General features: G+C 57.4%; 15 protein-coding genes. 12 read left to right on the forward strand and 3 right to left on the reverse strand.

The features are described from left to right. Position 1: 1 nt before the first annotated feature. The gene (locus ACT3UM_RS06310; RefSeq protein ID WP_498897103.1) at positions 2 to 172 is read left to right on the forward strand and encodes a hypothetical protein; all 171 of its coding nucleotides are present in this window, start codon (positions 2 to 4) and stop codon (positions 170 to 172) included. A gap of 243 nt (positions 173 to 415) precedes the next feature. Here the strand turns inward: ACT3UM_RS06310 and ACT3UM_RS06315 are convergent, their stop codons facing one another. Together ACT3UM_RS06315 and hemC are read right to left on the reverse strand one after the other, a co-directional pair. Next, complete coding sequence (locus ACT3UM_RS06315) at positions 416 to 1,195, reverse strand: uroporphyrinogen-III synthase (RefSeq protein ID WP_498897105.1); 780 nt, start codon at positions 1,193 to 1,195, stop codon at positions 416 to 418. Continuing rightward, positions 1,192 to 2,136: a hydroxymethylbilane synthase gene (gene hemC / locus ACT3UM_RS06320; RefSeq protein ID WP_498897107.1), complete on the reverse strand. Its 945-nt coding sequence runs from the start codon at positions 2,134 to 2,136 to the stop codon at positions 1,192 to 1,194. Before hemC ends, ACT3UM_RS06315 begins: the two co-directional genes overlap by 4 nt. A gap of 135 nt (positions 2,137 to 2,271) precedes the next feature. On the opposite strand from hemC, the gene ACT3UM_RS06325 reads away from it, so the two are divergent. From ACT3UM_RS06325 to ACT3UM_RS06360, 8 genes are all read left to right on the forward strand, one after another. Beyond that, the gene (locus ACT3UM_RS06325; RefSeq protein ID WP_498897109.1) at positions 2,272 to 5,061 is read left to right on the forward strand and encodes a sensor domain-containing protein; all 2,790 of its coding nucleotides are present in this window, start codon (positions 2,272 to 2,274) and stop codon (positions 5,059 to 5,061) included. A 97-nt stretch (positions 5,062 to 5,158) separates the two neighbouring features. Continuing rightward, the gene (gene argH / locus ACT3UM_RS06330) at positions 5,159 to 6,562 is read left to right on the forward strand and encodes an argininosuccinate lyase (protein ID WP_035582057.1); all 1,404 of its coding nucleotides are present in this window, start codon (positions 5,159 to 5,161) and stop codon (positions 6,560 to 6,562) included. Continuing rightward, the gene (gene lptM / locus ACT3UM_RS06335; RefSeq protein ID WP_022521220.1) at positions 6,559 to 6,690 is read left to right on the forward strand and encodes an LPS translocon maturation chaperone LptM; all 132 of its coding nucleotides are present in this window, start codon (positions 6,559 to 6,561) and stop codon (positions 6,688 to 6,690) included. The genes argH and lptM overlap by 4 nt, the downstream gene beginning before the upstream one ends. A 33-nt stretch (positions 6,691 to 6,723) precedes the next feature. Continuing rightward, entirely contained in the window at positions 6,724 to 7,995 is a 1,272-nt protein-coding gene (lysA, locus tag ACT3UM_RS06340) for a diaminopimelate decarboxylase (protein WP_035582056.1), read from the forward strand. Further along, the gene (gene dapF / locus ACT3UM_RS06345; RefSeq protein WP_498897112.1) at positions 7,995 to 8,828 is read left to right on the forward strand and encodes a diaminopimelate epimerase; all 834 of its coding nucleotides are present in this window, start codon (positions 7,995 to 7,997) and stop codon (positions 8,826 to 8,828) included. The genes lysA and dapF overlap by 1 nt, the downstream gene beginning before the upstream one ends. A gap of 16 nt (positions 8,829 to 8,844) precedes the next feature. Further along, positions 8,845 to 9,558, forward strand: a complete 714-nt coding sequence (locus ACT3UM_RS06350; RefSeq protein ID WP_498897114.1) for a DUF484 family protein — start codon at positions 8,845 to 8,847, stop codon at positions 9,556 to 9,558. After that, positions 9,548 to 10,495, forward strand: a complete 948-nt coding sequence (locus ACT3UM_RS06355; RefSeq protein ID WP_498897116.1) for a tyrosine recombinase XerC — start codon at positions 9,548 to 9,550, stop codon at positions 10,493 to 10,495. Before ACT3UM_RS06350 ends, ACT3UM_RS06355 begins: the two co-directional genes overlap by 11 nt. Continuing rightward, entirely contained in the window at positions 10,492 to 11,250 is a 759-nt protein-coding gene (locus ACT3UM_RS06360) for an HAD family hydrolase (RefSeq protein WP_498897118.1), read from the forward strand. The genes ACT3UM_RS06355 and ACT3UM_RS06360 overlap by 4 nt, the downstream gene beginning before the upstream one ends. On the opposite strand, the gene yihA is transcribed toward ACT3UM_RS06360, so the two are convergent. Further along, on the reverse strand, positions 11,223 to 11,861 hold the full coding sequence (yihA, locus tag ACT3UM_RS06365; RefSeq protein WP_088700129.1) for a ribosome biogenesis GTP-binding protein YihA/YsxC: 639 nt from the start codon (positions 11,859 to 11,861) through the stop codon (positions 11,223 to 11,225). The two genes, ACT3UM_RS06360 and yihA, sit on opposite strands and share 28 nt — an antisense overlap. A gap of 357 nt (positions 11,862 to 12,218) precedes the next feature. On the opposite strand from yihA, the gene ACT3UM_RS06370 reads away from it, so the two are divergent. From ACT3UM_RS06370 to ACT3UM_RS06380, 3 genes are all read left to right on the forward strand, one after another. Next, complete coding sequence (locus ACT3UM_RS06370; protein ID WP_498897120.1) at positions 12,219 to 12,848, forward strand: c-type cytochrome; 630 nt, start codon at positions 12,219 to 12,221, stop codon at positions 12,846 to 12,848. Positions 12,849 to 13,002: 154 nt separating this feature from the next. Next, positions 13,003 to 13,635, forward strand: a complete 633-nt coding sequence (locus tag ACT3UM_RS06375; RefSeq protein ID WP_498897122.1) for a thiol:disulfide interchange protein DsbA/DsbL — start codon at positions 13,003 to 13,005, stop codon at positions 13,633 to 13,635. A 2-nt stretch (positions 13,636 to 13,637) separates the two neighbouring features. Then, a complete protein-coding gene (locus tag ACT3UM_RS06380) occupies positions 13,638 to 14,474 on the forward strand; it encodes an endonuclease/exonuclease/phosphatase family protein (protein WP_498897124.1) in 837 nt (278 codons plus the stop codon). Positions 14,475 to 14,484: the final 10 nt, after the last annotated feature.

Consider the following 14,484-nt stretch of genomic DNA (forward strand, 5'->3'; position numbering starts at 1 on the left):
CTTGTCGCTGGACGGCTTGGACGAGGTGGCGTTTGAAGTGGATGAGCTTGAGCCTGACCCGCTTGAGGAAGAAGGGCTTGAAGAGGCGGCAGCGCTCGGTGAGCCTGCACTAGTTGCACTCTCTTTAGGTTTAGACGTGCTGGAGCTGCTAGACGGCGTATCTGCCGATTGAGTCGTAGGAGGACTGCTGGCAGCGGTTGAACTTGCAGCAGAAGAGCCCTTTCCACGCCGGCGCGACCGACTATTTTTAGCACCGCTTTGAGCGGGTGCTGTTGAGCTCGGCGTGCTGGGCTCAGTCGCGTCGGTCGTGGAAGCTGCTTTGTCAGTCGTTTTAGAGACGCCTTGGGAGGCATCGGCGGACGTCGGTTGTACGTCATCCTGATCGTTTACTTGTTTGCTCATCTGTCGCTAGCCCTTAGTAAGTTCCTTGATCGACATCGGCACCCTGTGGGTCGCAGGTCTCCAACGCCGCTATCAACGCAGCTGGCGTTGCTCCGGACGCCACCTTGAGGTCACAAAAACCTAGTATGCCAGCCAGTGTAGCCAAACGGCGACTGGAAACGATTAGCGGTTGGTTCAAGGCCGCCTGATTACACCATTTTGCCAGATGTTCCAGCAGTTCGCTGCTGGTGACGATCAACGCCCGATAATTAGCTGAAGAAAGTCGCGCTTGCAGGGTGGGTGTAAGGGGGTGAAACATGCGTCGATAGACGGCAACACGGGTCACCGTTGCCCCCCGCTCGGCAAGCGTATCTGCCAGCAGTGGGCGGCCACCTTCCCCTGCCACCAATAGAATTCGCTGGTGCTTTAACTGCTGTAGCGAGGCAAGCGCAAGCAGCGCTTCGCTGGTATCTTCGCCTGCGCTGGGCGAAGGCACGTGCACGCGTACCCCCAACTGATCATAAAGCGTCGCCGCGGTGGCGCTGCCAACGCTGTAGTAATCAATGCCAATGGGCAGTTGCGGCCAGAAGCGATCCAGCGCCTCGCTTAAACAAGTGGCGGCAAAGGGGCTGATGACGATTATCTTATGGTACTGATCAATATCCAGCCAGATTTGCCGCATCGCAGAGTCCTCTGGCAAGGCTTCGAGTTGCATCACGTTGAGTGATTCAACGCTCTCGCCCCGTTCGCGAAGCGCAGTGGCGAGCGCTTCACCGCGCTCGCCGGGGCGACAGATCAGTACCGGTTGGCTCATATGGCGCGGCCGTAAACCTCAGCCAGAATATCGCCAGCGCCCTGGTCGAGCAGTTCTTCGGCAATGCGAATGCCCAGCGCTTCGGGTTCGTGCATTGAACCGCTGCCTTCAGCACGCAGCACTTCAGTGCCTTCAGGGTTACCAACCAAGCCACGTAGCCACAGGGTTTCATTGGCGGTGTCCAGCACCGCGTGGCCTGCAATGGGCACTTGGCAACCGCCCTCTAAACGGGTGTTCATGGCCCGTTCGGCGCGCACCCGCGTTGCGGTATCGGCGTCATCAAGTGGGGCTAGCAAGGCAATCAGCTCGGGGTCATGCAGGCGGCACTCAATGCCAAGCGCGCCTTGACCGCAGGCGGGCAAGCACACTTCCGGCGGCAGCGCCTGGGCAATCCGCTCATCCAAGCCTAAACGCTTAAGGCCTGAGGTCGCCAGAATGATGGCGTCGAATTCGCCGGCATCTAATTTGCCTAGCCGGGTTTGCACGTTGCCGCGCAGATTAAGAATCTGCAGGTCGGGGCGGGCTTCACGCATCTGCAGCCCACGGCGTAGACTAGCGGTGCCAATCCGTGCCCCTTCGGGAAGCTCATCCATACTGGCGTAGTGGTTAGATACAAACGCATCGGTGGGGTCAGCGCCCTCTAAAATGACCGAAAGGCCCAACCCTTCAGGAAAGTGCATCGGCACATCCTTCATCGAGTGAACGGCAATATCGGCGCGACCATCCAGCATGGCGTCTTCCAGCTCTTTGACGAACAGGCCTTTGCCGCCAATTTTAGACAGCGGCGTATCGAGAATTTTGTCGCCCTTGGTAGACAGCGCCACAAGCTCGACCTCAAGGCCGTCGTGGGCCGCCATTAAGCGGTCGCGAACGTACTCAGCCTGCCACATGGCCAATTGGCTTTTACGCGTGGCAATGCGCAGTTTGGTGATTGATAGCACGTTATTCTCCCTATACCGCAGACACGGCGAGTCAAGCTATGATAAATGTCATCATAAAGCACCGAACGCCACAGTAAAAATAACGGAACTAATTATGCTCACGTAACGTGTTTTATTCGTTCCCTAGGAAATCTTATGTCTTTAGTGTTACCCCACGGCCAGCTTGACCAGTTTTTCCTGCTCTCACGGGACCTGTTCTGCTGTATCGACTTTGAAGGCACGCTGCTGCAAGCCAACCCGGCCTTCGAGACGCTGCTGGGGTACTCGCCCGAAAAATTAATCGGTCGCGCCTGTGGCGTCGTTGTGAATCCCCTTGATCATCCCGTCATTGAGGGGGCGTTACAGCGACTGAATCAAGGCGAAAAGGTTGCTCCCTTCGAGGTGCGCGCCGTTTCAGTAACCGGCAAACAGCACTGGCTAGAAGTGACTGCTTCATTTGGCGAGGGGGTGATTTACGTAATCGCCCGGGTGATTACGCGGCGTAAGGCAGCCGATGAGCAGTTGCTGCGCAACCAACGACTATTCAAAATTGCCGGTGAAACTGCGCTGATTGGCGGTTGGTATGTCGACATGGCGGATGGCAAGCCAATTTGGTCGGATGAGCTCAGCCATATCCACGGTATGCCCGCTGGGTTTCAACCCAGCGTTGACGAGGCGTTCGCTTTCTATGCACCTGAGTCGCGGGAACGCCTGCTGGCTGCATTCAATGCCTGCTGTGAACACGGCGTAAGTTTTGATAGTGAGTATGAGGTGATTACCCGCCAAGGTAAGCATCTTTGGGTGCGGGCGATTGGTAAAGCGGTACGCGATGACGAGGGCCGCATCATTCAGGTGCAGGGAGCGTCGCAGGATATTACCGATCAAAAGCAACTGCGTGAAAACCTCACCCAGCTTGCGCACCGGCTTACCATGACCCTTGATAGCATTACCGACAGTTTTTTTACCCTGGATACCGATTGGTGTTTTAGCTACGTTAATCGTGAGGCTGAGCGTATTTTGAGGCGCCGTGAAGGCGAGTTGCTAGGCCAGAATATTTGGCAAAGCTTTCCTGATGCCGTGGGTAGTCGCTTTGAAAAAGAGTATCAGCGCGCCGCGAGTGAACAAATAGCGGTACATTTTGAAGCGTTCAATCCCCGGCTCAATAGTTGGCTTGAAGTGCACGTATACCCTTCGCCCGAAGGGCTTGCGGTCTATTTTCGCGATATTAACGAGCGCAAAGCGACCGAGCATCAGCTAAAACTGCTGGAGCGTAGCGTTGAGTCAAGCACCAATGGCGTCATCATTGTCGATGCGCAGCGTGCTGACTGGCCTATTGTGTATGTCAACGCCGCCTTTGAACGCATTACCGGCTATTCGCGTAGCCAGGCACTGGGACGTAACTGTCGTTTTCTGCAGGGTGAAGAGACCGATCCCGCGACCATCAAACAGCTAAAGGTGGGGGTTGCCGAACAGCGCGAAGTGCACGTGGTCATCCGCAATTATCGGCGTGATGGCACGGTTTTTTGGAACGACCTGTATATTTCACCTGTTCTCGATGAGAGCGGCCACGTGACCCACTTTATTGGCGTCCAGAACGATATCTCTGAACAGCGCGAATATCAGGCCCAGCTCGCCCATAACGCCCACCATGACGCCCTGACGGGGCTGCCCAATCGCCTGCTGCTAGGTCAGCGTTTAGAGCAAGGATGCGTGGTGGCGCGCCGCTACCAGCGCTACATAGCCGTGCTGTTTATTGATTTGGACGATTTCAAACCGATCAACGATACGCTTGGCCATGAGGTGGGCGATTTTATTCTGGTCGAGGTTGCCAAGCGGCTGGAAAATGAGCTGCGTCCCTGGGATACCGTTGCGCGTTTTGGCAGCGACGAATTCGTCGTGCTACTGCCAGACCTGGCCCACCAAGATGATGTAATACAGGTAGTCGAGCGGGTTCTCCAGGGGCTTTCGCCACCTTACTGGTATCGTGGCAGCGAGCTGCGTATCACTGCCAGTATCGGCATTGCCATCAACGATGGCAGCATGAAAAACCCTCGCCAGCTTATCCAGCAAGCGGATTTGGCGATGTACAAGGCCAAGCGGAGGGGGCGCAATACCTATCACTGGTATACCGAAGACTTGAATCGCAAGGTCAGCGAGCGGGTCAGCTTGCGCAGTGCGCTACAGCAAGCCATTGAGCAGCAGCAGTTTGAGCTCCATTACCAGCCGCAAATCCACGCGCCGAGTGGTCGCGTGGTGGGGGTCGAAGCGTTGATCCGCTGGCAGCATCCTGAGCGTGGTAATATTCCGCCGTCTGATTTTATCAGCCTTGCCGAGGATACTGGCCAGATCATTCCCATCAGCGAGTGGGTGTTGGCCACCGCCTGTCGCGATGCTCAGCAGCTCAATGGACTGGGATTGGGTGAAATCACCATGGCGGTCAATATCTCGCCTATGCAGTTTCAACGCCCTGGTTTTTTAGCCTCAATTGAGCAGGTGCTGACGAGCAGTGACCTAACGTCCTCGCTGTTAGAGCTGGAACTGACCGAGAGTGTTCTGATGGACAGCGCCGAGCAAGCAATCCAGGCGTTAAAGAGTTTGCGTGCGCTGGGAGTTCTGATTGCACTAGACGACTTTGGCACCGGCTTTTCTAGTTTGAGCTACTTAAAGCGCCTGCCGATTAATCGCATCAAGATTGACCGCTCCTTTGTGCGCGACGTAATCTCCGACCGCCGCGATGCTGCCATTATCGACGGCGTGGTCGCCATGGCAGGCAAAATGGGGCTGGAGGTGCTGGTCGAGGGCGTAGAAGAAGCCGAGCAGTTTAATTACCTTCAGCAGCGCGGCTGTGACTATTTCCAGGGCCACTACTTTGCCCGCCCCATGCCCCTCGACGCCCTACGTGAATTTTTGCACCAACCGCCTGCCGTCATAACGTCGTGCTCTTAGCCCGCGCATAAATAAAAACGGCGTGCCGCTGACCGGGGCGACTCTGGTACACTTTCTGCTAACGACTCCATTGTTTTGTCAGCAGGATATATCTTCGATGAGCCAAGCCACGAATCAGTCTTGGGGCGGTCGCTTTAGCGAGCCCACCGATGCCTTTGTTGCACGCTTCACCGCGTCTGTTAATTTCGACCAGCGCCTGGCCCCCCAGGACATCCGGGGCTCTATCGCCCACGCCACTATGCTGGCCAGAGTGGGCGTACTGACCGATGACGAACGTGATGCGATTATTAACGGACTGAACGAGATTCAGGGCGAAATCGAGCGCGGCGAATTTAACTGGTCGGTGCCGCTGGAAGATGTGCACATGAACATCGAAGCGCGGCTGACCGAAAAGATCGGCATTACCGGTAAAAAACTCCACACCGGGCGTTCGCGTAACGATCAGGTAGCCACCGATATCCGCCTGTTTATGCGCGATGAAATCGACGTTATCGAAGTGGAATTGAAGCGCCTGCGTGAAGGCATGATCGAACTGGCTGACCGTGAAGCCGAGACGATTATGCCCGGTTTTACCCACCTGCAAACTGCCCAACCGGTCACCTTTGGCCACCATATTCTAGCTTGGCAAGAGATGTTGGCTCGCGACCACGAGCGCCTGTTGGACTGCCGCAAGCGCGTCAACGTCATGCCGCTGGGCGCCGCCGCCCTGGCCGGCACTACCTATCCCATCGACCGCCACGTGACCGCAGAACTGTTAGGCTTTGACCGCCCCACGGAGAACTCCCTGGACGCGGTCTCCGATCGTGACTTCGCCATCGAATTCACCAGCTTTGCCAGCATCCTGTTGATGCACCTGTCGCGTATGAGCGAAGAGCTGGTGCTGTGGACCAGCGCCCAGTTCAACTTTATCGACCTGCCCGACCGCTTCTGCACCGGCTCATCCATCATGCCGCAGAAGAAAAACCCCGACGTACCGGAACTGGTGCGCGGCAAAACCGGTCGTGTTTATGGCCACCTGATGTCGCTGTTAACGCTGATGAAGTCGCAGCCGTTGGCCTACAACAAAGACAATCAGGAAGATAAAGAGCCGCTGTTCGATGCAGTGGATACCGTGCGCGACTGCCTAAAAGCCTTCGCCGATATGGTGCCCGCTATTGAGCCCAAAAAAGCCAGCATGTATGAAGCGGCGCGGCGTGGTTTCTCCACCGCGACGGACTTGGCCGACTACCTGGTGCGCAAAGGCGTGGCTTTCCGCGATGCCCACGAAATCGTCGGGCAGTCGGTGGCTTATGGCCTTAAAACCGAAAAAGACCTGTCCGAGATGAGCCTGGATGAGCTCAAACAGTTCTCCGATACCATTGAGCAGGATGTGTTCGAGGTGTTAACCCTTGAAGGCTCGGTCGCTGCCCGTAATCACATTGGTGGTACCGCGCCGAATCAGGTGCGGGCAGCCGCCCAGCGAGCGCGCGAGGCGCTGAGTGCGCTCAAGGCGGGCGCATGAAAACGCTGGCAATCATGGCCCTTTCGGCGCTGCTGTTAACTGCGGTTGTTGGCTGTGGGCAAAAAGGGCCGCTTTATCTGCCGGAAGATGCGCCCGCTGACGAGCAATCTGCCCAGGCGTCTGAATAGATAGCTGCAGGCCCAGGAGAAGGGGAGAGCACCATGGATTATTTTAACTACCGGGATGGCGTGCTATACGCCGAAGACGTGCCGCTGTCACGGATTGCCGACGAGTACGGCACGCCCTGCTACGTCTACTCAAAAGCCACCTTTGAGCGCCACTTTCGCGCCTATACTGAAGCGCTGGGTGGCCACCCGCACCTGATTTGTTACGCGGTGAAGGCCAACTCCAATCTGGCCGTGCTGGGCCTGTTGGCCACGCTTGGCGCCGGGTTCGATATTGTCTCCATCGGCGAGCTTGAGCGGGTGCTTAAAGCGGGCGGCGATCCGGCCAAGGTAGTGTTTTCCGGGGTTGCCAAGCAGCCCCATGAAATGGCCCGCGCGCTGGACGTGGGTATTAAGTGCTTTAACGTTGAGTCGCGCCCCGAGCTTGAGCGTTTGAATCGCGTTGCCGGTGAGCTGGGCAAAATGGCCCCGGTCTCGTTGCGGGTCAATCCGGATGTGGACGCGGGCACCCACCCGTATATCTCCACCGGCTTGAAGGACAACAAGTTCGGCATCCCGGTGGATGAAGCGCTGGCGGTTTACGAACTGGCCGCAAGCCTGCCCAATGTGCAGGTGAAAGGGCTTGATTGCCACATTGGTTCGCAGCTCACCGAAACGGCACCGTTTTTGGATGCGTTAGACCGCTTGTTGATGCTTATGGAGCGGCTGCGTGAGCGCGGTATCGAAATCGAGCATCTCGATTTAGGTGGCGGTTTGGGCGTGCCTTACCGAGATGAAAAGCCGCCTCAGCCGTTTGATTACGCCAGCCAGCTGCTGGCGCGGCTTTCCCGCTGGGAGGGCGGCGAGGCACTGACGCTGCTGTTTGAACCGGGCCGTTCGATCGCTGCCAATGCGGGCGTCATGCTTACTCGGGTAGAGTTTCTCAAGCCCGGCGAGACCAAGAACTTTGCCATTGTCGATGCGGCCATGAACGACTTGATTCGCCCTGCGCTGTACCAAGCCTGGCAGGCGATTGTGCCGGTGGATACTCGCCAAGTTCGGGATAGCGCCTTCTACGATGTGGTCGGTCCGGTTTGTGAAACCGGCGACTTTCTGGGTAAAGAGCGCGAACTGGCGATTGCCGAAGGCGATCTTCTGGCGGTGCGCTCGGCAGGTGCCTACGGTTTTGTTATGGCGTCAAACTACAACAGCCGCCCGCGTGCCGCCGAGTTAATGGTCGATGGCGACAGCTGCCACGTGGTGCGCGCGCGGGAAACCGTTGCTAGCCTATGGGCGGGTGAAGCGCTGCTGCCCGAAGGAGGGAGCTGATGCTGTTACACTTCACCAAAATGCATGGCCTGGGCAATGACTTTGTCATGGTGGACCTGGTTACTCAGCGCGCCCGGCTGGACGAAGCACAAATCCGCGCACTGGCTGACCGGCGTTTCGGTATTGGCTTTGATCAGCTGTTGGTTGTCGAACCGCCTCGCGATCCCGAGATGGATTTTCGCTACCGCATTTACAATGCCGACGGCAGTGAAGTGGAAAACTGCGGCAACGGCGCGCGCTGCTTTGCCCGCTTCGTGCGCGATCAGCGGCTAACCCATAAGCATGAAATTCATGTGGAAACCGCCGGTGGCCCTTTGGTACTCACCGTTCAGCACGATGGTATGGTGCGGGTGGATATGGGCCGCCCGCGGTTTAGCCCTGTGGCGCTGCCGTTCGATGCGCCTGGGGATCAACCTCTACATCAGCTAGCCGTGAGCGACGAAACGCTGCAGATCGGCGTGGTCTCCATGGGCAACCCTCATGCGGTGATTCAGGTCGACAATGTGGATGATGCCCCGGTCGAACGCCTCGGGCCATTAGTAGAGGCGCACCCGCGCTTTCCCAAGCGTGTTAACGTGGGCTTTATGCAGGTACTCTCGCCCAGTGAAATTCGCTTGCGCGTGTATGAACGTGGTAGCGGCGAAACGCTGGCTTGCGGTACCGGTGCCTGCGCCGCGGTGGCCAGCGGCATTCGCCAAGGACTGCTGAAAAGCCCGGTAAAAGTCCATTTGCCTGGTGGCGAGCTCAGCATTGAATGGCCTGACCCTGAAGGGGCGCTAACGATGGTGGGACCGGCTACGCGCGTTTTTGATGGCCGCGTAGCACTCAATTAATTCGAGGAGAACGGCGATGTCTCAAGCCCCCGAACCCCGCAAAACGCTCGATCCTGATCAAGTGGCGTTCTGGCTGGCGCGTCATCCCGATTTTTTCGTCGGCCGCGAAGGACTGCTCCAGCAACTGCAGGTGCCCCACCCGCATATCGACGGGGCGGTGTCTTTGCTAGAGCGCTTGGTGTTAGACCTGCGCAAGCGCGCTGAAACCGCTGAAGGCCGCCTGGAGCACCTGCTGGAGACCGCCCGCCATAACGAGTCCCAGTACCGTCGGCTGCGCGAAACGCTAATCGCGCTGGTGGAAGCGCAAGACCGCGATGCGCTGGCGCAAGCATTGGCCACTCAGTTGAGCGAACGCTTTGAAACCCCTGCCATGGCGCTGTGGTGTCCGGCCACGTTAAGCGATAGTGAGCCGACGCCGCCCCAGCCGCCCCGGCATGTGCTGGATCAGTATGCCAGCACACGGCTGTCGGCGCTGTTAGATGGCCGCACCAGCCGCTGCGTGAAACTTAGCGTCAGCGACTGGAAGTGCCTGCTACCCCATGTCAAAGCGCCCCGCAAAGCGGGCTCCTGCGCTATTTCGCGCCTCTCGGCGGGCGACCCCTTAGGCTATTTGCTGCTAGCCAGCCCCAGTCCCGACGCTTACCGGGCCAGCATGGACACGCTCTTCACCGAGTACTTGGGCGATATCGTCGCGCGCTTGCTGGTGCGCCTGGGCGACCATGGTGGATGAGCCACTCCTGGTTGAAACACCGATAGCCAAGCGCGTCGGGGCCTTTCTAGCGGCGCTTGCGTCCCATGCAAGTCCGGCCACTGTCGAGGCTTACCGACATGATCTGGCGGCGTTGTGTACCTTCACCGAGCGTCGCAATGTGATGGATCCCGCCGCGTTAGATACCTCGCTGTTGCGGGCGTTTTTGGGCTCGGAACGTAGCCGAGGCTTGGCACCTAGAAGTCTTGCTAGACGTCGGGCGGCACTCTCACGCTTTGCCGATTACTTGGTCAAGCAGGGTGTGCTGGTGGATAACCCGGTGGGGCTGCTGCGTACGCCAAAGCAGCCCAGTCACCTGCCGCGCCCGGTGGATGTTGACGCCCTGGCGCGCTTTCTTGATACTCCCCACGACGGTTCACCCCTGGGCGTGCGGGATCAGGCGATTCTTGAACTGTTTTACTCCAGCGGCCTGCGCTTAGCGGAGCTGGCGGCGCTTGATTTGGGCGATTTGCAACATAGCCGGGTCAGGGTGATTGGCAAAGGCGGCAAACCCCGCCAAGTGCCGGTAGGGCGCCGTGCCCAGCAAGCGCTGGCCGAGTGGCTGGGGTGTCGCTCCGCGCTCGCACCTATTAATGAGCAGGCGTTATTTGTAGGGCAGCGTGGTACGCGCTTGGGCCATCGCGCTATTCAAAAGCGTTTAGCACAGCTGTCGATTGCCCGCGGCTTGCCCGAACACCTTCACCCCCACCGTTTGCGCCACTCCTTTGCCAGCCACCTGTTGGAGTCAAGCCAGGATCTGCGCGCCGTGCAGGAGTTGCTGGGGCACGCCAATCTGTCGACCACGCAAATCTATACCCGGCTTGACTGGCAGCATCTGGCCACCAGCTACGATGCTGCACACCCCCGGGCCAAGCGAGGCCCCAACGACCGCACGAATAGTCCCAGGAGCAAGCCATGACGATGCTGCAGGCGATTACCTTTGATCTCGACGATACGCTGTGGGATAACCATGGCGTGATGGCGCGCACCGAAGAAGGCCACTACCGCTGGCTGTTGGAGGCGCTTGATGGCTGGCGAGCGGCTCGTCAGGAAACAGCTCTAGAGCTATCCCACGAAAGCGGCGGGCTGGATTATCTCCAGCGTCGTCAACAGTTGGCCAAACAAGTGCCCGAACGGCGCGGCGACTTCACCTGGCTGCGTTTGCGCGCCCTAGAGGCCCATTTAGAAGACGCAGGTCTGCACCGCAGTGCGGCGTTGATGTGGGCGGCAGCGGCGATGAATGAGTTTCACCTCTTGCGTGTACAGGTCACGCCGCACCCTGAGGCGGCCGGCTTGCTGGCTGCCCTGGCGGAGCGCTATCAGTTGGCGGCGATCACCAACGGCAATATTCATCTTCAACGTCAGCCGCTGGCCAGCTATTTTCCGGTGGCCATTGCCGCGGGCGAGTTACTGGCGCCCAAGCCTGATCCAACGCCGTTTCTCACCGCGCTGTCGCGCTTAAACGTTGCCCCCGAGTGCGCCATGCACGTGGGTGACTCCTGGCAGGAGGACGTGCTTCCCGCCCAGCAGCTGGGTATGCACGCAGTATGGATTTCTGCAACAGAGGATCAACCGCTCCCGCCGCGGGTGCATCGCATAGCGCATATTAAAGAACTGCCCAGCGTGCTTGAAACGTTAGAGGGGCGTCATTCAGGCGGTGTATACAGCCACTGATTGAGTTTCTGTGACAGCGTATCGACGCCGTCGCGCTTAAGGGAAGAGAACAGCTGGACGGAGACCAGGTCTTCCCACTCCTTCAACCGCGAGCGCACTTTTTGTAAGGCAGCGCTGGCAGGCCCTCTTTTCAGCTTATCGGCTTTGGTGAGCAAAATATGTACCGGCATTCCGCGCTGGTCAGCATAGTCGAGCATCATTTGGTCAAACTCGGTGAGCGGATGGCGCACGTCCATTAGCAGTACTAAGCCGCGCAGACTGAAACGGTTGCGCAGGTACTCGGCTAGATGCTTTTGCCACTCCAGTTTGACTGCCTCTGGCACCTTGGCGTAGCCGTAGCCAGGTAGGTCGACCAAACGCCGCGCCTCGTCGTTCATAACGCTGAAAAAGTTGATCAGCTGGGTGCGCCCTGGCGTGCGCGAGGTGCGCGCTAACGCATTTTGTTGCGTTAAGGCGTTGATAGCACTTGATTTGCCCGCGTTTGAACGCCCGGCAAAGGCGACTTCAGCGCCGGTATCATCCGGGCACAGGGCCAGGGTGGGGGCGCTGATAAGAAAACTTGCCGTCGGGTAGTTCAGCCGAGGGACTGGGCTATCATGGGGGGTAGTCATTGGGTTGATCCTGAAAAACGAACATAAAAGCGGCCTACTCTGCGCACTATCAACGCATTATCGCCTCACCATCAGGTAAAGTAGAACGCATAATAGCGACTCATGATAAAGAAGTGAGAGCGGTACCGCGACGAATTACCCCTAAAGCAGGTAAGCACTTGCATTCCCGCCGCTGGGGTGATTCGTTATAATGCAAGCGGTTTATATCTGCGACCTGGGGCGCTAGTGTACCATTGAGATACGTTGTTGGTATTAGCGAAGGTTGGTATTGGCGGAGCTAACCCTGGTAACTTGTGAAACCTGGGAAGCGCCCAGGGTGCGTACCAGTCAAACATAAAACGGCATAGTGGAATAGCAATGAGAAAGTTACTGGCAGGCCTAGCAATTACCATGGGCGCCGTTGGCATCGCCCACGCTCAAACGGATTATCAAGCCGATGCTGATGCATCCGCTGGCCAGGAAATGGCCCAAACATGCGCCGCTTGTCATGGGCAGCAGGGTATTAGTCCATCGGGCGCTTTTCCTAACCTAGCGGGTCAGCAGATGTCCTATCTGGCGAAACAGATTATGGATATTCGCGATGGCAACCGCATGGTTCCCCAAATGGCTGGTCAAGTGGATGACTTCTCCGATCAGGACGCCTGGGATGTAGCGGCACACTTTGCGCGCCAGGATGCCAACCTGGGGCAAACCAGCGACGAAGACGCCGAGCTACTGGCTCGCGGTGAAGAGCTTTACCGCGCTGGCGATATTTCCAAAGGCATTCCCGCCTGTTCAGCTTGCCATACGCCAACCGGCGTGGGTATCGGCAGTGCCGTTTATCCGGGCCTTTCTGGGCAGCACGCTCAGTACACCGTCTCAACGCTGCAGGCATTTGCATCAGGCGAGCGTAACAATAGCCCTAACAACATCATGGGTGACATTGCTTCAAAAATGAGCGACAACGATATGGAAGCAGTGGCTAACTATGTGTTGGGTTTGAATTAACGCTCAAATCAGAGCGCTTCAAGCCAGCGATAGGCAGCCTGAACACTTCCTTATGCCGTTTATGAGCCCTCACTTAACGATTCCCGTTAGTTGAGGGAACCCGCGAATATATCAACGGTCTCACTCTTCGCTTATCCATGGAGAAATTTACACAATGTTTAAAACGCTAATGGTTGCACTGGCCGGTTTGGGGCTTTCTGCGGCAGTCAGTGCCCAGGAACTGGTTGAAGGCCAGCACTACGAGCTGCTTGAATCGCCGGTTGAAACCCAGGTTGACGACGGGCAAATTGAAGTCACCGAAGTATTTTGGTTTGGCTGCCCGCACTGCTATCGGCTGCAAACGCCGATCAACGAGTGGTACGAGACCCTAGACGATGACGTTAGTGTCGTCAAAATGCCTGCCACGATGGGTGGCGATTGGAATACCCACGCTACAGCTTTCTACGCGGCTGAATCGCTGGGTATTGAAGAGGAGCTGCACGCTGACTTCTTTAACGCCATTCACCAGGAAAATCAGTCGCTCACAGAGCCCGATGAGATTGCTGCTTTCTTCGCCAACTATGGCGTCAGTGAAGAAGAAGCCAAGCAGGCGTTGACCGACTTTAGTGTCCGCAGCGAGGTGAACGATGCCAACAATCGTATGCGCAAAATGAAATTGATGGGCGTGCCTGCACTGGTGATCGATGGCCGCTACTTGGTGACGCCTAGCTCTGCTGGCAGCCTGGAGAACATGCCGAAAATCGCTGAGTCGTTGGTCGAACAGGTGCGTGAAGAGCGCGCAGAGTAACCATGTTGCGCGAAGCTAGAGAGCGTGATCAAACAGCCATAAACGGCCCACGTTCGACGCTTTTGGAAGGTGGGCATCTGCGTTTGCTAACCTTTAATTTGCAGGTGGGCATCCAGACCTCTGCATATCATCACTACCTCACCCGCAGTTGGCAGCACCTGCTGCCGCATCCGCGTCGCCAAAAGCGGCTGGATGTGATGGGTGAAGTGCTAAGTCAGTTTGACGTGGTGGGGCTGCAAGAAGTCGATGGCGGCAGTTTTCGCTCAAGCCGTGTCAACCAAGTGGAGTATCTCGCTGCCAAAGCGGGGTTTCCCCACCATGTTCAGCAGCTCAACCGTAATCTGGGGCGTATTGCTCAGCACAGTAACGGTTTACTCTCGCGCCTAGTGCCCAGCCAAGTCGAAGAGCACCGTTTGCCGGGGGCGATGCCAGGCCGCGGTGCAATTCACGCCCGCTTTGGCGAAGGGCCGGATGCGCTGCATATATTTGTTGCCCACTTGGCGCTTAGCCATCGTGGTCGGGTGCGTCAGCTCAATTATTTAAGCGAGATTATTCAGCCACTGCGCCACGTAGTGGTAATGGGAGATCTCAATTGTACCCCTGACCAGTTGCATGCTCATGAGCGTTTCAGTGCATCGCTACCGCTGCACCCGGTTAAACCTCTGCTCAGCTACCCTTCCTGGCAGCCGCGCCATGCACTGGATCATATTCTGTTGTCGCAATCGTTAGAGGCCGCCGAAGTGCGCGTCTTAGACCATTTGTTTTCTGATCACCTGCCCATCGCCGTTGACCTACCCTTGCCAGAGGCCTGCTTAGCGGCAATTCGCCTAAGCGTTTAATAATAAGCAC

The organism is Halomonas sp. AOP13-D3-9, from assembly GCF_052379125.1.
Classification (GTDB): domain Bacteria; phylum Pseudomonadota; class Gammaproteobacteria; order Pseudomonadales; family Halomonadaceae; genus Vreelandella.